This window comes from Plesiomonas sp. (genome assembly GCF_051652165.1).
Classification (GTDB): Bacteria; Pseudomonadota; Gammaproteobacteria; order Enterobacterales; family CAMTGL01; genus Plesiomonas.
In genome coordinates this window covers 59,852-82,189 of the sequence record NZ_JBOFTR010000009.1, presented here as the reverse complement: position 1 = coordinate 82,189, position 22,338 = coordinate 59,852, and the positions used below count along the sequence as shown (strand labels likewise).

The window sequence follows — 22,338 nt, the reverse complement described above, 5'->3', positions numbered from 1 at the left end:
AAACATAACTCTGTTGATTCAGTCAGTAAAATACAAACCGTTTTAGGATGGGTCGTTAGCTCAGTCGGTAGAGCAGTTGACTTTTAATCAATTGGTCGCAAGTTCGAATCTTGCACGACCCACCATCTTTTCTCGTTATGTGCACATGTTGCCTGTAGCAGAAAATCCCAGGGCGATTAGCTCAGCTGGGAGAGCACCTCCCTTACAAGGAGGGGGTCACTGGTTCGAACCCGGTATCGCCCACCAATTTCCTTCTTCAGTGAAGGTTTGAGTGAACACGGCATTGAGTCACGTTGAATAAACATAACTCTGTTGATTCAGTCAGTAAAATACAAACCGTTTTAGGATGGGTCGTTAGCTCAGTCGGTAGAGCAGTTGACTTTTAATCAATTGGTCGCAAGTTCGAATCTTGCACGACCCACCATCTTTTCTCGTTACATGCACAGGTTGCTTGTAGCAGAAAATCCCAGGGCGATTAGCTCAGCTGGGAGAGCACCTCCCTTACAAGGAGGGGGTCACTGGTTCGAACCCGGTATCGCCCACCAATTTCCTTCTTCAGTGAAGGTTTGAGTGAACACAGCATTGAGTCACGTTGAATAAACATCACTCTGTTGATTCAGTCAGTAAAATACAAACCGTTTTAGGATGGGTCGTTAGCTCAGTCGGTAGAGCAGTTGACTTTTAATCAATTGGTCGCAAGTTCGAATCTTGCACGACCCACCATCTAAAATAAAAAAAGCGCCGAAAGGCGCTTTTTTTATTGTGTAAACATAATCACTACAGCATTCCTAGCCATTTTCTATCCACCAAATAAATTTCTGTGATTAGCCTTTATTTACCATTATGAATAGAACAATCTGACAAATTCGTTGCCCCAGGGAAAGTAGCAACACAAAGTTGGACAAGATAGTTTTTAGGTGCTAATTGCGCCTGAGTTTGTGTCACAGGTTCATTCGCTGCCAAAACAGCACCACTGAATATTCCACTCATAAGTGATAATACAAGAATTACAGCTTTCATCTTAATACTCCTCAAGTAAGACCCAAGACAGATCTCCTTATAAAATCTATCTTATAACGTGATATTTACCGCATATTTAATGATAAAAAATAACGGTTACATCTTACTAAAAAAGAGATAGCTGATCATATTGCAGTTATGTCTAAAAAAACAGATTACGGCGTGTTTACTGCATAAGAGAAAGTATTTTGTTTTGGGCTTTTTCCAAAATTATCATTGGGTAAGATATTTTGCTGTATGCCTAAGCCCTTTGCTATGTTGAGCATTATGTTGTATTTGACTTACTGTTCTAATAAGAAAGCAACTCTTCTCTATGTAGAGATTATTTCGCTTTAATATTATTTTTACAGTATTGATCCTAATATAGTTTAAGCGGTTTAAGCGGTTTAAGCGGTTTAAGCGGTTTAAGCGGTTTAAGCGGTTTAAGCGGTTTAAGCGGTTTAAGCAGGCAAGAATACATCAAACCCAGTATGACACTGGTGATGATTATACTATCGCTATTAAACAATAGTGCAGCACGAGATAAGTAAAAAATGAGGCTTTAATTTACAAAAAAATTAACACATCGTTTAGGTTAGCCAATATTATCGCTATCTGTATATTTATGTTCTATCACAGTGTCTTATCTACACTACAAATAAAAAAGTCTGAGTATGGTTATACAACAAACCAAACTCAGACCGAGATAATGACCTTGTATTAACTGTTGAATATAATTACGTCAGTTAAACTTGGCCTATTTTACTCATACAACAGAACCTTTCTGTATTATTAGAAGAAAGATAACGGCATGATAATGTGGAACTTAACATCGTGTTCAGACGCAAAGACGTTTGGTAATTCAGTCCAGCCAGCGTCAGATGGGATATTGTTTTCATACTTAGTATAATGCAGTTTAAACAATGTCCCTTTCGCCAAGCCATCCTGTAATGTATACATTACGTCAAAGTTAAGTGCTTTTTCTGTATCCGCACCGTTCGAGGCTTTTGTACCATCGCCTTTTTCCATGCCCCAGCCATAAGCACCAGAGACACCAACAGCCCAACCCGGAGCACCCATCAGATCATCAAGCTTACGTGTTACGCCTAAGAAGATAGCCTTCTCATTGTTTGCGTTCCAGTCAGAGCGAGAATCCCACCAGATTTCATTTGCACCTTGTGAGTTACCATAACCACGGGTTAAACGAGGCAAGTAGTTGCCTTCAGCACCTTCAGCCTTCGTAAACAACGCTTCTGCACGGAAATCATACAGGTTGTAGTTCAACGCCGCAGTTAACGCTTGTTGCCATGCTAAACCATCATAGGTTTGAATATCTTTACCGTCTGGCCCAACATAAGTGTCGGTTTTAGAACCGTAGAATTGGTAGCTCGTGTTTAATCCACCAAGCACATCAAACTTATAGGCTGCTTTAGCAAAATAGCTATCCATATAGTTTTCAGATTGACCAAAACCTGCAGTCAGCCCTAAACCATTGCTAAAGGTGTAACGTGCTGCTAAAGCATAGATATAATCAATTTGGTTAGCGGCAGCAAACGGATCCATCCATGCTTTTGCACGAGAGAAGTTTTGTGTATCTCTGTACCATGGTGATTTATACTCGGTTGCATATGCACCTGTTACGTAAAGGCCACCGTAGTTACCTTCAACTTGACCACCTAAATAGGTACCTGGTTGGTAAGACCAGTTAACACCAAGCAAACCTGGAACATACAGTTGAGTCAAACCACCTTTAGCGGTTAATGCACCATCAAAGGCTTTAAATTTCAATGCAGCGGTACTTAAACTCGCCCCTTTATGTGGTTGGCCATCTTTGAAGTTACCGCCCCATTTGTTACCGGCGAAAGAGAACTCGTTCTCTTGATCTACTGCTGTACCACCTTGTGTTAAATCATAAGCATAGAAACCGCCCAAATCTAACCCGATAAAGTCCCACGCATAGCCTGAGTTGAAGTTCAATGCAACTTGCGTTGTTGCATGTGATAAATTAGGTGCGTAAGGCGCATCTTGGTTTGCACCAGGAATACCACTACCACGACGATCACGATCACGTTGGAAATAAAATAAACCGCCACTCAGTGTCGATTCTTCAATAAATTTTTCGTAGTTTGCACCATAAGCTTGGCTTTCACCATCTTGCTTGGCCATAACTGATGTTGATGCTAATGCACCAAAAACAGCCAGCGATAAAGCTGCAACTTTAAATTGTTTCGCTTCCATTACGAACTCCCATTTATTGGATATTTTATCCGTGCTCTGATTCAGTTATTTATGCCACTGCTAATCAGAGTTCTCCCAAAGAAATAAAAACTAACTAAACCCCACACGGGAAAAAACACAACTACCTCAATCTTCCGTGTGGAGAGGCAGTAGGTACGTAACAAGAGTACTTTCGCAGCGCAAAACATCAATGCTTATTAATGGCTTTTTTATAAAATTATGACAGAGTGCAAAAAAATATTACTAAGAGGCTGGAACTATTTATAAGGCAGGCTTTCAAATACGAGTTAAATCAATGATATACAATATTTACCTTATATTTCAATTGGTTATGCTTAACACAGTGACTTATTGCGTTTAACTAATCTCTATAAATAAAAATAAAGGGTCAATAAAATAAGATGTACATCGCAAATATATATGAATAAGAGGGCATTAGTATGATACGTTTCGCACTAATTACGCCCTATTTTATTTATAACAGGGCGCTTATTTTGCGATGCAGATTAGCGGTTAATTATTTCTAAAAAATCATCTTCAGTCAGAATAGAAATACCTAATGCTTGGGCTTTTGCTAATTTTGAGCCTGCGGCATCTCCGGCAATTAAATAGTCTGTTTTACTTGATACACTTCCTGTCACTTTGCACCCTAATTGTAATAAATACGCTTTTGCATCCTCTCGGGTCATTTGCGTTAGTGTTCCAGTTAATACTACTGTTTTATTTAATAATGGTGAGTCTATTGGCATATTTAACGTATCGCCCGATGTTTCTACCCAAGAAACCCCCTGTTGCAGCAGATTATCAATAACCGTGATGTTATGCGGTTCACGTAAAAAGTGATAAATGTGTGTAGCAACCACAACTCCAACATCTTGCACTGTTTGTAAACGTTCATGATCTGCTGCACACAATGCGGTTAGTGTATGAAAGTGCGCCGCTAAATTAGCTGCAGTCGCCTCGCCGACTTCACGGATCCCCAGCGCATACAGAAAACGAGCAAATGTTGTTTGCTTTGATTTTTCGATGGCTCTCAGTAAATTCTGTGCTGATTTTGGCCCCATTCGTTCAAGACGGGTTAGCTCTCCGAGCGAAAGCTGAAAGAGATCTGCAGGAGTTTGAATCAGCTCACGCTCGACCAGTTGATCAATAATTTTCTCTCCCATTCCTTCAATATCAAAGGCACGGCGAGCTGCAAAATGCCGGATAGCCTCTTTGCGTTGAGCTGGGCAGATTAAGCCACCACTACAACGAGCCACTGCTTCACCTTCAATACGTTCAACAGAAGAAGCACAAACAGGGCACTCGGTAGGAAATATAATCTCGGTAACACATGTAGGGCGGCGATCTAGCACGACGCCGGCAATTTTAGGGATAACATCGCCTGCGCGCCGAATCACAACAGTATCGCCAATACAGAGCCCTAAACGGGTAATCTCGTCTGCATTGTGCAACGTAGCACTACTGACGGTAACGCCACCGACAAAAACAGGGGTAAGTTTCGCTACGGGGGTTATAGCGCCGGTTCTACCGACCTGAAACTCGACATCTAGTACGGTGGTCAACTCTTCTTGTGCTGGAAATTTCACGGCAATTGCCCAGCGGGGCGCTCTGGCTACAAATCCTAACTGGGTTTGCAGTGCAAGATCATCCACTTTGATAACGACACCATCAATGTCAAAATTTAGCTGATCGCGCCGTGCAAGAATATCGGCATAGTAAGCCAATACAGCCTGTTCACCCTTGACTTGCTGCACTTCATGGCTAACGGGCAGCCCCCACTCACGCAATGCATTTAAGCGTGCGATGTGGCTTTCTGGCAGATGATGACCAGTATGTGTATCTGCGATACCCATACTATAAGCATAAAAGGCTAATGGACGTTGAGCGGTAATTTTGCTATCAAGCTGACGAAGTGACCCTGCTGCCGCATTACGAGGATTTACAAACAGTTTCTCACCTTTGCGGCGAGCAAGCTCGTTAATCCGCTCGAATCCATCTCGCGTCATAAATACTTCACCACGGACTTCTAGACGCGGTGGACATTTTGCATGCAAACGTAGGGGAATCGAGCGAATGGTTCGCACATTTTCGGTAATATCTTCACCTGTCATGCCATCACCACGAGTTGCAGCTTGAATCAAAAAACCATCGACATACAATAAACTGACAGCTAAACCATCAAGTTTAGGTTCGCACGAGTAAGTGAGCGTTTGGGTATCACCTAATCGATCTTGTACTCTTTTTTGAAAGGCTAAAAAGTCGTCATTACCAAAGGCATTGTCTAATGAAAGCATTGGAACTTCGTGCTGAACTTGTGAAAAGCTGTTAAGTGGTATCCCCCCAACACGCTGTGTCGGTGAATCGGCTGTGATAAGTTCAGGATATTTTGCTTCCAGCTCGCGTAATTGCTGCATTTGGCGGTCATATTCTGAATCAGGTATCGAGGGCTGATCGAGCACGTAATAAAGATATTCATGGTGCTGAAGTTGTGCTCGTAACTCGGCTAACTGTTGTGTAATGCTATCGGCCATAGGTCTGCCCCCTTAATGAGAAAACCCCCGCCAAAGCGAGGGTTTTAGATAAACGATATTCTACTGCTACCGGTGTACTGTTACGATATTACGCACACACAGCTCTAATACGCATTTTGTACTCTTCATTTTTCTGTGGTGTCCACATCCGGCGCTCATCATCGAGTACTAAACCCCCGACATCATCAGCAATACGTTGCGCCGCTTGTAGCATCAACTTAAAGTTCTGATTTACATCACCATATGAAGGAACTTGCATAAAAATAGTGATTCCCGGTGTAGTGAATGCAGCCATGTTAGCAACATCAAAAGTACCTGGTTTTACCATATTAGCGAGGCTAAACAGTATTGGGCCACTCCCCATAGGATCAATGTGACGATGGAAAATAGCCATTTCTCCATGTTGGAAACCCAACTGAATTAAGCTATTGAGCAAACGCTCACCATCAATAACATGACCTGCGTGCGCTGTTACATTGAGTACGAGCACATCACTTTTCGGTGCTTCAGGCTCTACTGGCTCAGATTTGGCAGTATGTGCAGGTATATCATGTTGATCATCTTCACTCTCTGTTTCGCGATGAGCGGTAACCGGAGAGTTTGATGCAGTATGCTCAATACCTTGATCATGCTCATTATCTAAATCAAGCGATTGTGGCGCTTTTTTTACTGGAGCATTCACAGGTGCTGTATCCAACACATCGTCGTCAATTTCATCATCAACTGCTGAAAATGATGGCTCTTCTGGTTGTCTACGCACCCTCTTTTTGACCCGAACAGGCTCAAGATCTTCAAGATCTTCATCTTGCTCTGGCGGCTGTTTATCTTTCAAACGCTTAACGGGTTTATGACCAAACACCGTCGGTTTTTCCTTGCGGCTTGCCCACAATCCATGCAACAGCAAAGCAGCTATCGCTATCGCTCCCACGACAATCAAAATCAGACGCAAATCCTGCATCGCTGGTATCTCTTTAATAATTCAAGATCTATGCCCAAGTAGTGAGCAGAGTAACTGCCACTAACTTTATGTGTTAGCGCCCTTATCTTCAAGTGCTGACACTAAATTCTCTATACATTATGAGGTTTAAACCTATCTTTTGGCTATTTTTTAATCGCTTGATTGTTTTTTAACGGTTAACCAAAGCCTTCACTACTTTAGTTATTTTTTAATTGGCCGACATAAACATGATGTTTGAGCCTGTTACTCTCTAGTATCTGTGTTGTGCTACCGTTATGATTTAGGTAAGTAAACTGTGTGGATAGACACTATGTCATCAACAACAAAGACAAAACTTACCGAAAATGGTGTGAGCTTTTTTTTACAAGGATGGAAACTGGCTTTTTCATCAGGCATTCGTCGTTATGTTATTTTGCCCCTGCTTGTAAATATATTACTGCTAGGAGGTGCGTTTTATTGGTTAGCAAGCCATATGCAAAAGTGGATTGGCCAACTGTTGTCTCATATCCCTGATTGGTTGCAATGGCTTAATTATTTACTTTGGCCATTAGCGGTAATTAGCGTCTTGCTATTATTTGGCTATTTTTTTAGCACATTGGCCAATATTATTGCATCTCCTTTTAATGGGTTGCTAGCAGAACAACTCGAAGCACGTTTAACGGGAGAGTCACCTCCGGTGACAGGCGTCATGACATTAGTGCGTGATGTGCCGCGTATTTTAAAACGTGAATTACGAAAGCTAGTGTATTACTTGCCAAAGGTTACTGCTTTATTGTTAGTGTCACTTATTCCGGTTATCGGTCAAACACTTGCGCCTCTATTATGGTTATTACTCACTGCGTGGATGCTTGCAGTACAGTACTCAGATTATCCATTTGATAACCATAAAATTCCCTTTACTGTTATGCGTGATACGTTAAAACAGCGCCGAATTACAAGTTTAACGTTTGGGGGATTAATTAGCTTTTGTACTATGATTCCACTGCTAAATTTGGTTATTATGCCCGTGGCTGTCTGTGGGGCAACGGCAATGTGGGTTACTTGTTATCGCCCAAAACTGAAAGGAACGGGTGTAAATTGACATTCTCTTTACGCTAAAAAAATGGGGCTTTCGGTATAAATAGATAAAAAGGGCATTGATTACTTGCCCTTTTTTATCACCTAACGCACACACTGTAGTAATATCGATCCCACTGAGTACCCTGCCCCGAATGCGCAAAGTACGCCGTAATCACCGACAGAAAAATCATCATGATAACGATGAAAAGCAATGATTGAACCTGCTGAACTGGTATTGGCAAACTCGTGCAAAATAGTTGGCGCATCGAGCGGTAACGGATCTCTACCCAATACTTTACGTGCTAAAAAGGCATTCATATTACTGTTTGCTTGATGTAGCCATAAACGTTTGAGCTGATGGCTCTCTAATCCAACCCGCTCTACTTGTTGTTCAAGCAGTTGGCTGACTAAAGGTAACACCTCTTTAAACACTTTCCGCCCCTCTTGCATAAAGAGCTTATCGCGGTTGAACTGTGTTTCTGGTGTAGCTCGATTCAAAAAACCAAAGTTATTGCGGATGTTATTTGAAAAATGGGTATGCAGTGTTCTATCGATAATTTGAAATGCTTTACGGCTCTGGCTATTTTCTGCTTTTTCCAGCACTAAAGCACTGCATGCATCACCAAAAATAAAGTGTGAATCACGATCACAAAAATTAGCGTGCCCACTGCAAACTTCAGGATTAACAATTAAAACCGTATTTGCCATACCGCTATTAATTGCATCAACCGCCTGACTAATGGCAAAAGTCGCTGATGAGCAAGCCACATTCATATCAAATGCATAGCCTTTTGCACCCAGCAACGCTTGAACTTCAATGGCGATAGCAGGATAAGCACGCTGTAAATTAGACGCAGCGACAATAACTAAATCAATATCTGCTGCATCATGATTGGCTGATAATAATGCCTCTTTTGCTGCGATCACAGCCATTTGTGCCATGACACTGGGTTGATCGTCACTCAGTTCTGGCAGTAAAGGATGCATAATATCAGGGTTAAGAATGCCCTCACATGCGACGACGTAACGCTGCTTAATGCCTGAAGCTTTTTCAATAAATTCAGTGCTGGACATTTGCAGAGGTACGATTTGCCCTGTGGTAATAGCCACATGATTCTTAGCATTATAATGAGCAACGTACTGATTAAAGGTATTAACTAACTCCACATTCGTGATTTGATGGGGAGGGATATAAAGACCAGAACCACTGATCACAATCTGCTGCATATATCATCCTTGTGCATACATTACAGATGCCAATACGCTCGCAATCTGCTAATAAAAAAAGTGAAACCTAGACTCTCATACAAGCTATCCCTAAGATTACGCCGTTGTTAATAAAAGTCGAGCTGCGTTAATTAAGTGATAAGTGATAAGTGATGCCATTATCACTGTAGTAAATATTAGCTTAGATACTCTAGTAGCATAGGCTAATTGCACTCATTGAATAACGATATACATAATCGGTACTTTCCATCTCAAGTAGCTGGCGTATGCTACCTGTATTATATTTTTAACATGTTGATTTATTAACGTAAGATTCAAATTACTCAGGTATACATGGCACTGTAGTGATATCAATCAACATCGTACTTATTTTAGCTATCGATACAATGGGTATGCTTTGGTGTGCATGAAAATCCACCATGTATGACTGTTATACGCGATATACCAAATACTTTACTGAAAGGAGTTGGATTATGAGCAATATTTATGCAGATAACTCACAAACCATTGGCCATACCCCATTAGTTCGCTTAAACAGAGTGAGCCATGGAAATGTGTTAGTTAAAGTTGAAGCCCGTAACCCAAGTTTTAGTGTAAAGTGCCGGATTGGTGCCAATATGATTTGGGATGCTGAAAAACGTGGCATTCTTACTCATGATAAAGAGTTAATTGAGCCAACAAGTGGAAATACAGGAATTGCACTGGCTTATGTTGCTGCCGCTCGTGGTTATAAATTGACATTAACCATGCCAGAAACCATGAGTTTAGAGCGCCGTAAATTATTAAAAGCACTCGGTGCAAACCTGATTTTAACCGAAGGCGCAAAAGGGATGAAAGGCGCAATCAATAAAGCCGAAGAAATTGTGGCGGCTGAACCTGAACGCTATGTGCTTTTACAGCAGTTTAACAACCCCGCTAATCCTGAGATCCACGAAAAAACCACTGGCCCTGAAATCTGGAATGATACCGATGGCGATATTGATGTATTTGTTGCCGGTGTAGGAACAGGCGGCACACTTACGGGTGTGAGCCGCTATCTAAAACAAACAAAAGGCAAGGCGATTATCTCAGTTGCAGTTGAGCCAAAAGACTCGCCGGTCATTTCACAGGCGCTGGCCGGTGAAGAGATTAAACCTGGCCCACATAAAATCCAAGGGATTGGTGCAGGTTTTATTCCCGGAAATCTTGATTTGAGCCTGATAGACCGTGTTGAGCTAATTACGAACGAAGAGGCCATTAGCATGGCACGCCGTTTAATGGAAGAAGAGGGTATTTTAGCTGGCATTTCATCGGGAGCGGCGGTCGTTGCAGCTAATAATATCGCTGCGTTACCTGAGTTTGCAGGGAAAACTATTGTCGTACTCTTGCCCTCTTCTGGTGAGCGTTATTTGAGCACTGCACTGTTTGCTGACATCTTTACCGAAAAAGAAATGCAGCAATAGTTCGCTTTGACTAAATTGTATAAAAAGGCATCAATATCGATGCCTTTTTGTGCGCTACCGCTAAGTTCTATACTCACAGTGATTGATTTATTTTCCCCTCTCTTGTATTAAACCAATCAATTTTTTCATCGTGTAAAATTAATCAGAGTATGCGACGTTTTTGCTATGCATTGTTAATCTTATACAATGCATCTTCAGTCAAAGACATTGATCAGCGTATTACGCGTTTACTTTGATAAACTTACGGTATAATTCGAACAGCAATATTAATAACAAAACAGGTTGACGCTCGTTGTGTTCTACACACCACGTATAACCTTCACAACTCATTGGGATGAAATACTATGTTTGAGAAACAAGTTACTATTACTGCACCAAACGGTCTGCACACTCGCCCTGCTGCTCAGTTTGTCAAAGAAGCAAAAGCGTTTACTGCAGATATCACAGTTAACTCTAATGGCAAAAGCGCAAGTGCAAAGAGCCTGTTTAAGCTGCAAACTTTGGGGTTGACCCAAGGCACGGTTGTCACTATCTCTGCTGATGGCGAAGACGAGCAAAAAGCGGTTGAGCACCTTGTGAAATTGATGGCTGAACTTGAGTAATCAGCTTCATAACACATAACAAGTTCGTAATTGCAGAATAACGTATAGGTAGGGCTATGATTTCAGGCATCTTGGCATCACCCGGTATCGCTTTTGGTAAAGCATTATTGCTAAAAGAAGACGAGATCGTGATTAACCGTGCAACACTGGCTGCAGATCAGCTAGAAGGCGAAATTGCACGTTTTTTTGATGGGCGTAATAAAGCAGCAGCCCAACTCGAAACGATCAAACAAAAAGCAGCCGTGACGCTAGGCGAAGAAAAGGAAGCTATCTTCGAAGGTCACATCATGCTGCTCGAAGATGAAGAGCTAGAGCAGGAAATCGTAGCCTATATCCGTGAGAACAGTGCTTCAGCAGAAGCGGCTATTCACGCTATTTTAGAAGGCCAAGCGCAATCGTTAGAAGAGCTCGATGATGAGTATCTCAAAGAACGTGCCGCCGATGTACGTGATATCGGTAAACGTCTGCTAAAAAATGTGCTAGGCATGAATATTGTTGATTTAAGCGCAATCAGTGAAGAGGTGATTTTAGTTGCCAATGATCTGACTCCGTCAGAAACTGCACAGCTCAATCTAGACAAAGTGCTTGGTTTTGTGACAGATATTGGTGGCCGCACATCGCACACCTCTATCATGGCGCGCTCATTAGAGTTACCTGCTATTGTTGGTACAAACAATATCACTCAACAGGTAAAAACAGGTGATTATGTAGTACTTGATGCAATTAGCAATGCAGTACACATCAACCCAACAACGACACAAATTGAGCAACTTAAAGAGATTCAAGCCCGTTTTGCTAATGAAAAAGCAGAGCTGGCAAAGTTAAAAGATCTTCCTGCTATGACGCTAGATGGCCACCAAATTGAAGTGTGTGGCAACATTGGTACAGTGCGTGATGTTGATGGCGTAGAGCGTAACGGTGGCGAAGGTGTCGGCCTGTACCGTACCGAGTTCCTGTTTATGGATCGCGATGCGTTGCCAACTGAAGATGAACAGTTTGCTGCTTATAAAGCTGTTGCGCAAGCAATGGGCGATCAAGCCGTTATCGTACGCACCATGGATATCGGCGGTGATAAAGATCTGCCTTATTTAAATCTGCCAAAAGAGATGAATCCATTCTTGGGTTGGCGGGCAATTCGTATCGGTTTAGATCGTAAAGAGATCTTACGTGCTCAACTGCGTGCTATTTTGCGAGCCTCTGCTTTTGGTAAGCTGCGCATTATGTTCCCGATGATCATTTCAGTTGAGGAAGTTCGCACTTTACGTGCTGAACTCGATGAGCTAAAGCGAGCTTTGAAGGCCGAAGGCCATGCTTTTGATGAAAATATTGAAGTAGGTGTAATGGTAGAAACGCCTGCTGCTGCAGCCATTGCGCACCATTTAGCAAAAGAAGTAGACTTTTTCAGTATTGGAACAAACGACTTGACTCAGTATACTCTGGCCGTCGATCGTGGTAACGAGCTGATTTCACACCTATACAACCCGATGACACCTGCTGTTCTAACTTTGATCAAGCAAGTGATTGATGCCTCCCACAAAGAAGGAAAGTGGACGGGCATGTGTGGTGAGTTAGCTGGTGATGAGCGCGCTGCGGTACTGCTATTAGGTATGGGATTAGATGAGTTTAGCATGAGTGCAATTTCTATCCCTCGCATTAAAAAAGTGATCCGTAATGTCAACTTTGAAGATGCAAAAACCTTAGCTGAACAAGCACTCGCACAGCCTACTGCTGCGGATATTATGGTGCTGGTCAATAAGTTTTTGGAAGAAAAAACACTTTGCTGATTGTGCTAACGTGTCAACTACACTAACTTAGCACGAGAAGTCGAATAATTTCCGATAATGAGGACGATACAATGGGTCTGTTCGATAAACTAAAAAAACTGGTTTCTGATGATTCTCACGATACGGGCTACATTGAGATTTTTGCGCCGCTGTCTGGTGAGATCGTAAATATTGAAGATGTACCTGATGTGGTTTTTGCTGAGAAAATCGTTGGCGATGGTATTGCGATTAAACCAACAGGTAATTTAATCGTAGCTCCTGTCGACGGAACTATCGGTAAGATTTTCGAAACTAACCATGCATTCTCTATCGAATCTGATACGGGTATTGAACTGTTTGTTCACTTTGGTATTGATACTGTTGAGCTTAAAGGTGAAGGTTTCACACGTATTGCAGAAGAAGGCCAGCGTGTGAAGATGGGCGATCCAGTTATTGAGTTTGATCTTGCTGTATTAGAATCAAAAGCAAAATCTACATTGACTCCTGTTGTTATCTCTAACATGGATGAAATCAAAGAGATGGTTAAACTCTCTGGTAGCATTACTGTAGGCGAAACTCCGGTGCTGCGCATCAAAAAATAAGGATGAAATAGAGGGTGTTGTTACACTCTATTTTCCGATACAAAAAGCCGACATCATCATGTCGGCTTTTTTATTTAGCTTGTTGTTGGGCTTACTGTTTAGCTCTGATCACTCAACACGAATTTTGCCCTATTTATTTAAAGCTGTTCAAGACGCATTCGAGAAGGCGCAAAATAGTACCCGCCTGTCACTGCACGAGTATATTTAAGTAGGCGATCGTATTGGCCATCTTCTAATTTACCAAACATGCTAAATAACTGTTTTTCAATGTTATATAACGAGTGACAATACGCACAAAAGTACAAGCCGTGTTCATCACTCGCTTTACCATAAGGTAAGCTGTGACGCAAAATTTTCAGGCCTTTCCCCTCTTCTTTTAGATCAACACGGCTAACATGCGAGTTTTCAAAACGATGCTCAGGCTCTAACTCTTCGCTTTCTACTTTCGTTCGGCCAATGGTTTTCTCTTGGTCTTGCTCATTCAAACCGTGCCATTTAGGGAGGTTATGCACATAACGCTGCACCAGTATATAACTGCCCCCTTGATCGGGCCCTTCGGCAATCACACCGACTTGCTCACGTACTGGTTCACCGTGTGGATTTTCAGTTCCATCAATAAAACCTGTCATATCACGGGCATCAAGGTAACGAAAACCGTGTTGTTCATCCGTGACAGTGACGCAGTCACCCAATGCATTAAGCACATCTTGTGCTAATGCATAGTTCAAATCATGGCGCTGAGAGTGAATATGAATAAACACATCTTCTTGTGTTTCAGGTGCAATGTATCGCTCTTCGCCGAGCTCAACAAACGGTTTTAACTCTGGTGCTTCTTCATCACCTGCCAGTGTACGCCAAAGCGCATCACCAAAAGCCCATGTGCCTGACAGAGCAGCATCAGTATCACTTGCAGCATAGTGATCAACCATTGCTGGAAATTGTTTGGCAATTTCACGAACACGGGAAACCCCTTGCTCAACATGCAAAACAAGAAATACAGCAAAGCGATTGCCTTCAGGAACAACTCCACTTTGAGCTAGCGTCATTAGGTTATCCTCTCTTGTTATCTTTTAAAGATGCTCATTTTCAGATAAATACTTGCAGGATAACGTGTCTTGCGTATTGAACTTCTGTGTATTTATCTGCATTTGAGCAGTTCTTAGGGATTACCCGGCGTTGCCGGAGTCAGCATTAGTCTGCCATATCATTTGCTGAACTTTCCAAGTACGTAATACATCATCAGGTGGCAACAATCCTTGTGGACCACTCCATTGGCCACTAAATATATAGTGGATCTGTTGAGCCTGTGGCGCTTGACAAATCACAGCAGATTGCTCGTCTGCTATCCCTACACGACAGTGTGCCCCTAAGGCTTTAGGGTAGATATCTACAAACACGCTACCAACGTGCGTACCCCATTCTGTCTCAATTTTAGGGCTATAAATAGTAATCGAATCAATCTTATCTTTACTCTTTCCACTTAATACCAGTGCACGCTGATTATCGCGTAGGGCTTCTGCATAAGGCTGTACTTCACCATTTTGCATTTGCATTCCCGTACGCACTTGGTATTGATCACCTAACTTTTCTTGAATGGTATCGGCAGTCAACGGAGTATCTTGTGTAATACCTAAAACTTGCTCACCGTTAATAACCGTTGAATCACTGCGAAACCAACTAACCGGGGACCACCAGTGTGATGTGCTCTGAGAGGTAGCTTGAAGGCCAGCCTGCGTATCTGTATTGGTATCACCAGAAAATGTGCTACAACCTGCCAGCAGCAGCGGCAATGTTATAATCCATGCGTGATGCTTCATGCAATTTCCTCTTAATGCGTATTCGACCAGCTAATTACCTGATTCATGAGTAATTATTACTGAATATTTCATGACTAAGATGACAAAAACGAGAAGTATGGTAACTCAGATTGTAACGGGATGAGATAAGAATAGCGGATTAATCAAGGCTGTTGTCTGTCTTTTGTTGTGTAAACGCGGCAGCAAGACGTTTACTGCGTAGAACATAAGCTAATGCCCAAACGGTGAGCATCAATAAGGTTGCATTAGGCAGCGCAAAATCAGCAGGTTTAAAGATAGCCTGCTTAAGTAGCATGAGAAGATCGCCAAATAACATACAAGGCAGTAGAAAACGGCTCATTTGCCATATTTTGGGCCAGTTCTGCCGCCTACCGGCTAATAGAAATAGAAATACGGCAGGTAAGCCAAGTGACATACCAAACCAAAAATCATCAATACTTGGATAAAACAGTGTCAACAAAGCATTACCTGTTTCGCGTGATGCTCCTGCAATAATAAACAGTGCCCACGTTTTCGCTTGTAACACAACAATAACCCAAAATAACCACGGCAAACGCAGTTGGCCATGATTATCATATTCATTAGGATGATAGTGTGGTCGGTTCGATAAAGGCGGTATCATAGTGGTAATAATTTACTCATCCACGCTATCTTCTATCAAGCGTTTTCCCAGACAAATCGTATCTTGGATTTCATAACCCAGCTTTTCATACATATTGATAACTGATTGGTTCTCTTCTCGTACCAACAGATGAATTTTAGGGCAACCACGGGCAATCAGTTTTTTTTCAACACGATTAACCAATGCATTAGCAATACCACGGCCACGATAATCAGGGTGAACGGCAAGATAAGTCACCCAACCACGATGTCCATCGTATCCTCCCATGATTGTACCTATTACTGCGCCAGCTACTTCAGCTACTAAAAAGAGATCCGCGCCTGTATGAAGTTTACGCTCGATATCGATCTCAGGATCATTCCACGGGCGCAGCACATCGCAGCGATCCCACAATGTCAGTACTTCTTCAAAATCATTTTGTTTAAAAACACGAATTTCCATTGCTGTACCCAAAGCTATCTTAAACTGTTTTAATAATGAGTATGTAATATTGGTATGTATACAAGGTGTTATAAGGGATATTCGCCCTACACACTCTTTTCATCGACAGATTTGACTAACATTACATGCTAATACCACACGTGCCAGCATGCCAACGTAGTATCACTGGCGCGTTAGTGTAATGCCTTAACTTCACATATGCATTATCTACACGCGAATATGTCAGTAAAAAAAGTAAAAAAACCGCGTTGCTTTAACAGCAAGGCGGTTTTTTTTATGGTAAAGCACACTTTTGTTAGTTTAATTAAAAACCTGGTTTTACATCACTCATATCTGGCAGTTTATGTGCAATACCTTTATGACAATCAATACAGGTCTGGCCATCAGTAATGGCTTTTTCATGCATTTTTGCCGCTACCGTTTTCTGCGCGGTAAAATCCATATTATCAAAGTTGTGACAATTACGGCACTCTTGTGAGTTGGTCGCCTTAAGGCGTGCCCACTCGCGTTCAGCCATGACTTTTCGGTGCTCTTCAAATTTTAGCGGCGTATCGACGATACCGAATACTTTGGCATACAGCTCACGGCTAGCCTGCACTTTACGGATCATTTTATGGGTGAAATCTTGTGGCAGATGGCAATCTGGGCAGGTTGCTTTCACACCACTACGGTTATTAAAGTGCGCGCTTTCAATGTACTCTTGATACACGTTGTCTTTCATTTCATGACAACTGATACAGAACTGTTCGGTACTGGTAGCATGCATAGTGGTATTAAAGGTGACAACAAAGGCGATACCACCAATAAAACCAATAATTAGCAGAGTACCCAATGCCAAACGGCTGGGTTTACGCCACCATGTCCATGTGCGCTTTAGCAAGCCGGGCTTTTTTTCAGTGTTCATGGGTACCTCTGATTACTGGCCAAAACCGGTGGTCGGTTTGAAGGTGTTGCCGATAATAGGAGTTGCATCTGTTTGTGGCACATGACACTGCAAACAGAAGTAGCGGCGCGGTGCAACTTGGTTGAGGACTTTGCCATCACGATCCATAAAGTGGGTTGGGCTAATACGCGGCGCACCGGAAACGCGGTAGTTCTCAATACCATGGCACTGTAAACATTGGTTGTTGTTCATGGTGACTTGATACCCTTTGATATCGTGCGGGATCAGCGGCGGCTGATTCACATAATCAAGCGGTAAACGCCGCTGCTCTTTCGGTTGTGTCGCCAATTTTTCAACAGGTTGTGCAGCTTCGGAAGATTTAGCAAAATCAACATTATAGTTATTTTTAATGCTATCTGTGGTGGCGGCATACGCGCCAAAAACTAGCACTGTGAGCATAAAACACAGGGAAAGTAGCTTTTTCATTTTTTCGCTCCCGAATCAGTCAGTCGAGTCGTTATTTGAAATACATGTTCGGCACACACGTCGATACAACGTCCACAGGTGATGCAGTCTTGACTGAGCACCTGTGTAGATTGTTCGGCATTGCCGTGTAAAGGTGTACGTAATACATGCGGTTCGGGGCAGACATGGTAGCAATCCATGCAGCGGGTGCAGTTTTCCCGTGCCACGGCATTGACCCGTAACAGGCCTTTTGCGCCTATCACGCCATACAGCGCCCCCATCGGGCAGAGGTGGCCACACCAGCCGTGTTCAACCACTAGCAGATCAAACACGAATACAGCAATCACCAACCACAGGCCGGCACCCGCACCAAAAATCAGGGCTCGCCCCAAGGTAGCGACCGGATTTACCCACTCCCACAGCAACGTTCCGCTGAATGCGCTGCCAATCAAGATCATGGCAAGCAGCACATAGCGGGTCATGCGCGGCAGTGTTGCACTGGTGCGGATCCCCAGCTTGCGCCGCAGCCATGCCGCGGCATCGGTGACCATGTTCAGCGGGCATACCCATGCACAAAATGCTCGGCTGGCAATCAGGGCATAGCTGACAGCAATGATCAGCCCGCCGACCAGTGCGAGTGTTTGTGGCCAGTGTCCGGCAGCCAGACTTTGTAATAGGATCAGCGGATCGGTCAACGGCACGGTATCGAGCAGCAAGCTGCTGCTGTAGTTGCCTTTTAAGATCCACACGCCCCACCACGGCCCGGCAAGAAACATCGCCAGAACCAGCAGTTGCACTGCACGGCGAGCCAGTAAAAATCGATGGGCATATGCCCAGCCATGACGCGATACTGCATCGCGCCCTGCTAGCTTGGGTGAGTTAACCGCCATCTATAAGCCCTCTTTTAGCGGCACGCTGCCGGATGTTAGCGGCTCTGCGGGGGAGGAGATTGCAGCAGCCGGAGCGGGCTGACGCACAGGCAGTTGAACGCCCTCTGGCACCAGTGAGTGTCCGGCTTTTTCTTTCTCTTCCCACCCTAAGCGATAGTGTTGCCCCAGCAACCCTTTTGCCAATGACATTGGCAGCACTTTGATTGCGGCCTCTTCCAGCACGCACGCTTGTTCACATTTTCCACATCCGGTACAGGCATCACTGTGTACGGTGGGGATGAATTTTGCGTGTTTACCGGTACGGCTGTTGTGCTGTACATCCAACGTAATGGCTTTATCAATTTGCGGACACACGCGGTAGCAAACATCACAGCGCAGCCCTTGCCAGTTCAGGCAGCTCTCGTGATCGAGCAGCACTGCCAGCCCCATACGCGCATCATCAATGTTGGTTAATGCAGGATCGAGCGCACCGCTTGGGCAAGCCGGAACACACGGAATGTCATCGCACATTTCACACGGCACGGCACGGGCAACAAAATAGGGTGTGCCTGATGCTACCGGTGCCAGCAACGTCGCCAGTTTGAGTGTGTCGTACGGGCAGGCTTGTACACACTGACCGCAGCGGATACACGCCGCACTAAACTCAGGTTCCGCCAGTGCGCCGGGCGGACGCAGTAATACGCCCTCTTTTGCCTTAGCTTGCCCCTGTTTTTGCTGTAAGCCCAGTAGCAGAGCCGCGCCCCCTACCGCACATGCTGTTCGCCCGACATCGCGCAAAAAACGCCGTCGCGCCGGGGTTTTATCCCTGACACGTGCAGTATCGTTGTTGCTGATACTGTTGCTGCGAGCTGGCTTGTTTGCAGGCCGCTGTGGTGGTTGGTCTGCTGGGCTGTTTGGTGAATCTGCCATGCGTTAAATTCCGTTGTGTTGTCACGGTACGCTGAAGGTCAACCGGCAGCGTGATGATTTTGGGCTACCGGTTGACCTTTGCATCACGCCTTCATCAGCTTAACTGCACACTTCTTGAAGTCTGTTTCCTTCGAGAGCGGGTCTGTTGCATCGAGTGTGAGTTTGTTCACCAACTGAGCAGCATCAAAGAACGGCATGTACACCAAGCCGCGCGGTGGCTTGTTACGGCCACGCGTTTCAATCAAGGAGATCACCTCTCCTCGGCGTGAAACAACTTTGACTTTGTCACCACGGCGCAAGCCACGATCTTTAGCATCAAGCGGATGAATAAAGACCACCGCTTCTGGGAAAGCGCGGTGCAGTTCAGGGACTCGGCGGGTCATCGAACCTGTATGCCAATGCTCAAGGACGCGGCCAGTGGATAACCACAGGTCAAACTCTTTATCCGGCACTTCAGCAGCAGGTTCGAATGGCAGCGCAAAAATGACCGCTTTGCGATCAGGATTGCCGTAGAAGCTAACCTCTTCGCCCGCTTTAACATACGGGTCAAAGCCTTCGCGGTAACGCCACAAGGTCTCTTTTCCGCCGACAACCGGCCAGCGCAAACCGCGTGCCTGATGGTACATATCAAACGGCGCTAAATCGTGACCATGCCCACGGCCAAATCCGGCGTACTCTTCAAACAGGCCTTTTTGTACGTAGAAACCAAAATCACGAGATTCATCATTTAGGCGTGTTTCGGGGATCTCATCTAACGTAAAGCGGTTGACCTGACCGTTAGCGTACAGCACGTCAAACAGTGTTTTACCGCGATATTCTGGTTGCAGAGCCACCAGTTCTTCTGGCCACACCTCTTCCACTTTGAAACGCTTGGAGAACTCCATTAGCTGCCACAAGTCTGATTTAGACTCAGCCGGTGCTTTAACCTGCTGATACCAGAACTGGGTACGGCGCTCGGCGTTACCGTATGCCCCCTCTTTTTCTACCCACATTGAAGTAGGTAAAATAAGGTCAGCGGCCATGGCGCTGACGGTCGGATACGGGTCAGAAACCACCACAAAATTGCGCGGGTCACGCCAGCCCGGTAAACGCTCTTCGTTGATGTTCGGACCGGCTTGCATGTTGTTGGTACACATGGTCCAGTAGAAATTTAGCGTACCATCTTTTAATGCACGATCTTGTGCAATGGCATGCAGACCAACTTTATCTGGGATTGTTCCGGCTGGCAGTTTCCACGCTTTTTCAGCGATCTGGCGGTGCTTCTCATTGGTAACAACCATGTCTGCCGGCAGACGGTGGGCAAATGTCCCCACTTCACGGGCGGTACCACAGGCTGAAGGCTGGCCGGTCAGTGAGAACGGCCCACAACCTGGTTTTGAGATTTTGCCCGTCAGCAGGTGGATGTTGTAGCACAGGTTATTTGCCCATACGCCACGGGTGTGCTGATTAAAGCCCATCGTCCAGTATGAGATGACCTTGATATTTGGATCGGCATACAGCTTTGCCAGCGCGACCAGTGAATCGGCCGGAACACCGGTCATTGCCACGGTTTTTTCCAGTGTGTATTCCGCAACAAACTTTTTATAGGCTGCAAAATCAATTGGCGTTGCTGCGCCGCTGTCTGGGTTCTTCGCCGCCGCTTGCAGAGGGTGTGTCGGACGCAGGCCATAACCGATGTCGGTTGCCCCTTCCTTAAAGACGGTGTGCTTAGTGATAAAATCCTGATCAACGGCATTATTTTCAATAATGTAGTTGGCGATATAGTTCAGGATCACCAGATCTGACTGCGGGGTAAAAATAATCGGGTAGTCGGCCAGTTCAAAGCTGCGGTGCTCGAACGTTGACATCACTGCCACTTTAACATCAGGCTTGGACAAACGGCGGTCGGTAATGCGCGACCATAAGATCGGGTGCATTTCGGCCATGTTGGAGCCCCACAGCACGAACGCATCGGCCTGTTCGATATCATCGTAACAGCCCATAGGTTCATCCATACCAAACGTACGCATGAAACCTACCACCGCTGATGCCATACAGTGGCGCGCATTTGGGTCAATGTTGTTTGAACGAAAGCCTGCTTTGAACAGTTTCGCCGCAGCATAGCCCTCCCATACAGTCCATTGGCCTGAACCAAACATACCAATGGCCGTTGGGCCTTTCTCTTTCAGTGTCAGCTTTGCTTTGGCTTCCATGATATCGAACGCTTCTACCCACGAAATGGGGGTAAATTCGCCCTCTTTATCATACTGCCCCTCTTTCATGCGCAGTAACGGCTGTGTCAGACGGTCTTTTCCGTACATGATTTTTGGCAGGAAATACCCTTTGATACAGTTCAGACCACGGTTAACAGGAGCATCAGGATCACCTTGTGACGCCACTACGCGGCCATTTTGTGTACCCACCAGTACGCCGCACCCTGTACCGCAAAAACGGCATGGTGCTTTATCCCACGTAATCTGATTACTCTCAGCCGACTCGGCCGCATTTGCGATAGCAGGCAGTGTCACACCGGCTGCGACAGCCGCTGCAGCCGCAGCATTTGCCTTCATGAAGTCTCGACGACTGAGTTTCATGGTATCTCCTTACCTTGATCATCTTGCTGGTGATACACCAGCGACACTGCCAGTACGCCTTGAATATTGCGTGCTGACTCTATATTGGCTAATAGCACATCAGAGGCCGTAGCCTGCATGACAACCACCATTTTTCCCTCTTCATTGATACCAGGGATCTCAGTATCCGGTATCTCGCTCAGTGCGCTACGCACTGCGTCTATCTTTTCTGGGCGTGCATGCACCACTAATCCGCACACGTGCCACTCATCGGGCATATCATTGGGCGTAGTCACCGCTGTATCGGCACTTGGCATAACGGTTATCTCTTTTAC

20 protein-coding genes and 5 tRNA genes are annotated in these 22,338 nt (G+C 44.6%); 10 read left to right on the top strand and 15 right to left on the bottom strand.

Annotated elements, in window-relative coordinates; translation table 11 throughout:
* Positions 1 to 49: 49 nt before the first annotated feature.
* From ACRC53_RS07650 to ACRC53_RS07630, 5 genes are all read left to right on the top strand, one after another.
* A tRNA-Lys gene (locus tag ACRC53_RS07650) sits at positions 50 to 125 on the top strand.
* Positions 126 to 170: 45 nt separating this feature from the next.
* Positions 171 to 246, top strand: a tRNA-Val gene (locus ACRC53_RS07645).
* Positions 247 to 348: 102 nt separating this feature from the next.
* Positions 349 to 424: transfer RNA gene (locus ACRC53_RS07640), tRNA-Lys, on the top strand.
* A 45-nt stretch (positions 425 to 469) separates the two neighbouring features.
* Positions 470 to 545, top strand: a tRNA-Val gene (locus ACRC53_RS07635).
* 102 nt (positions 546 to 647) lie between these two features.
* Positions 648 to 723: transfer RNA gene (locus ACRC53_RS07630), tRNA-Lys, on the top strand.
* A gap of 108 nt (positions 724 to 831) precedes the next feature.
* On the opposite strand, the gene ACRC53_RS07625 is transcribed toward ACRC53_RS07630, so the two are convergent.
* The 4 genes from ACRC53_RS07625 to zipA form a co-directional block, all read right to left on the bottom strand.
* Positions 832 to 1,020, bottom strand: coding sequence for a hypothetical protein (locus ACRC53_RS07625; RefSeq protein WP_438642894.1), 189 nt, complete (start codon positions 1,018 to 1,020; stop codon positions 832 to 834).
* Between the two features lie 771 nt (positions 1,021 to 1,791).
* A complete protein-coding gene (locus ACRC53_RS07620; protein ID WP_438642893.1) occupies positions 1,792 to 3,237 on the bottom strand; it encodes an OprD family outer membrane porin in 1,446 nt (481 codons plus the stop codon).
* A 506-nt stretch (positions 3,238 to 3,743) separates the two neighbouring features.
* A complete protein-coding gene (gene ligA, locus ACRC53_RS07615) occupies positions 3,744 to 5,771 on the bottom strand; it encodes an NAD-dependent DNA ligase LigA (protein WP_438642892.1) in 2,028 nt (675 codons plus the stop codon).
* An 88-nt stretch (positions 5,772 to 5,859) separates the two neighbouring features.
* On the bottom strand, positions 5,860 to 6,729 hold the full coding sequence (zipA, locus tag ACRC53_RS07610; RefSeq protein WP_438642891.1) for a cell division protein ZipA: 870 nt from the start codon (positions 6,727 to 6,729) through the stop codon (positions 5,860 to 5,862).
* Between the two features lie 310 nt (positions 6,730 to 7,039).
* On the opposite strand from zipA, the gene cysZ reads away from it, so the two are divergent.
* Complete coding sequence (gene cysZ, locus ACRC53_RS07605) at positions 7,040 to 7,810, top strand: sulfate transporter CysZ (RefSeq protein ID WP_438642890.1); 771 nt, start codon at positions 7,040 to 7,042, stop codon at positions 7,808 to 7,810.
* A gap of 80 nt (positions 7,811 to 7,890) precedes the next feature.
* Here cysZ and ACRC53_RS07600 read toward each other — a convergent pair whose 3' ends face one another.
* Positions 7,891 to 9,015, bottom strand: a complete 1,125-nt coding sequence (locus ACRC53_RS07600) for a beta-ketoacyl-ACP synthase III (protein WP_438642889.1) — start codon at positions 9,013 to 9,015, stop codon at positions 7,891 to 7,893.
* Between the two features lie 473 nt (positions 9,016 to 9,488).
* On the opposite strand from ACRC53_RS07600, the gene cysK reads away from it, so the two are divergent.
* From cysK to crr, 4 genes are all read left to right on the top strand, one after another.
* Entirely contained in the window at positions 9,489 to 10,457 is a 969-nt protein-coding gene (gene cysK, locus ACRC53_RS07595; protein ID WP_438642888.1) for a cysteine synthase A, read from the top strand.
* A 344-nt stretch (positions 10,458 to 10,801) separates the two neighbouring features.
* Positions 10,802 to 11,059, top strand: a complete 258-nt coding sequence (gene ptsH, locus ACRC53_RS07590) for a phosphocarrier protein Hpr (protein WP_438642887.1) — start codon at positions 10,802 to 10,804, stop codon at positions 11,057 to 11,059.
* Positions 11,060 to 11,115: 56 nt separating this feature from the next.
* Complete coding sequence (gene ptsI / locus ACRC53_RS07585; RefSeq protein ID WP_438642886.1) at positions 11,116 to 12,843, top strand: phosphoenolpyruvate-protein phosphotransferase PtsI; 1,728 nt, start codon at positions 11,116 to 11,118, stop codon at positions 12,841 to 12,843.
* Between the two features lie 71 nt (positions 12,844 to 12,914).
* Positions 12,915 to 13,424 (top strand): PTS glucose transporter subunit IIA, encoded by a 510-nt coding sequence (gene crr, locus ACRC53_RS07580; protein ID WP_438642885.1) that lies wholly within the window; start codon positions 12,915 to 12,917, stop codon positions 13,422 to 13,424.
* A gap of 137 nt (positions 13,425 to 13,561) precedes the next feature.
* On the opposite strand, the gene ACRC53_RS07575 is transcribed toward crr, so the two are convergent.
* From ACRC53_RS07575 to napD, 10 genes are all read right to left on the bottom strand, one after another.
* Positions 13,562 to 14,470 (bottom strand): Dyp-type peroxidase, encoded by a 909-nt coding sequence (locus ACRC53_RS07575; protein WP_438642884.1) that lies wholly within the window; start codon positions 14,468 to 14,470, stop codon positions 13,562 to 13,564.
* 120 nt (positions 14,471 to 14,590) lie between these two features.
* On the bottom strand, positions 14,591 to 15,241 hold the full coding sequence (locus ACRC53_RS07570) for a DUF1131 family protein (RefSeq protein WP_438642883.1): 651 nt from the start codon (positions 15,239 to 15,241) through the stop codon (positions 14,591 to 14,593).
* 139 nt (positions 15,242 to 15,380) lie between these two features.
* Positions 15,381 to 15,863: a DUF2919 domain-containing protein gene (locus ACRC53_RS07565; RefSeq protein WP_438642882.1), complete on the bottom strand. Its 483-nt coding sequence runs from the start codon at positions 15,861 to 15,863 to the stop codon at positions 15,381 to 15,383.
* Positions 15,864 to 15,875: 12 nt separating this feature from the next.
* The gene (locus tag ACRC53_RS07560) at positions 15,876 to 16,304 is read right to left on the bottom strand and encodes a GNAT family acetyltransferase (RefSeq protein ID WP_438642881.1); all 429 of its coding nucleotides are present in this window, start codon (positions 16,302 to 16,304) and stop codon (positions 15,876 to 15,878) included.
* A gap of 304 nt (positions 16,305 to 16,608) precedes the next feature.
* Positions 16,609 to 17,208, bottom strand: coding sequence for a cytochrome c-type protein NapC (gene napC / locus ACRC53_RS07555; protein WP_438642880.1), 600 nt, complete (start codon positions 17,206 to 17,208; stop codon positions 16,609 to 16,611).
* 12 nt (positions 17,209 to 17,220) lie between these two features.
* Entirely contained in the window at positions 17,221 to 17,673 is a 453-nt protein-coding gene (locus tag ACRC53_RS07550; protein WP_438642879.1) for a nitrate reductase cytochrome c-type subunit, read from the bottom strand.
* Positions 17,670 to 18,542, bottom strand: coding sequence for a quinol dehydrogenase ferredoxin subunit NapH (gene napH, locus ACRC53_RS07545; protein WP_438642878.1), 873 nt, complete (start codon positions 18,540 to 18,542; stop codon positions 17,670 to 17,672). Before napH ends, ACRC53_RS07550 begins: the two co-directional genes overlap by 4 nt.
* Positions 18,543 to 19,451, bottom strand: coding sequence for a ferredoxin-type protein NapG (gene napG / locus ACRC53_RS07540; protein WP_438642877.1), 909 nt, complete (start codon positions 19,449 to 19,451; stop codon positions 18,543 to 18,545).
* Positions 19,452 to 19,534: 83 nt separating this feature from the next.
* Positions 19,535 to 22,024, bottom strand: a complete 2,490-nt coding sequence (gene napA, locus ACRC53_RS07535) for a nitrate reductase catalytic subunit NapA (RefSeq protein ID WP_438642876.1) — start codon at positions 22,022 to 22,024, stop codon at positions 19,535 to 19,537.
* Complete coding sequence (gene napD, locus ACRC53_RS07530) at positions 22,021 to 22,281, bottom strand: chaperone NapD (protein WP_438642897.1); 261 nt, start codon at positions 22,279 to 22,281, stop codon at positions 22,021 to 22,023. The genes napA and napD overlap by 4 nt, the downstream gene beginning before the upstream one ends.
* Positions 22,282 to 22,338: the final 57 nt, after the last annotated feature.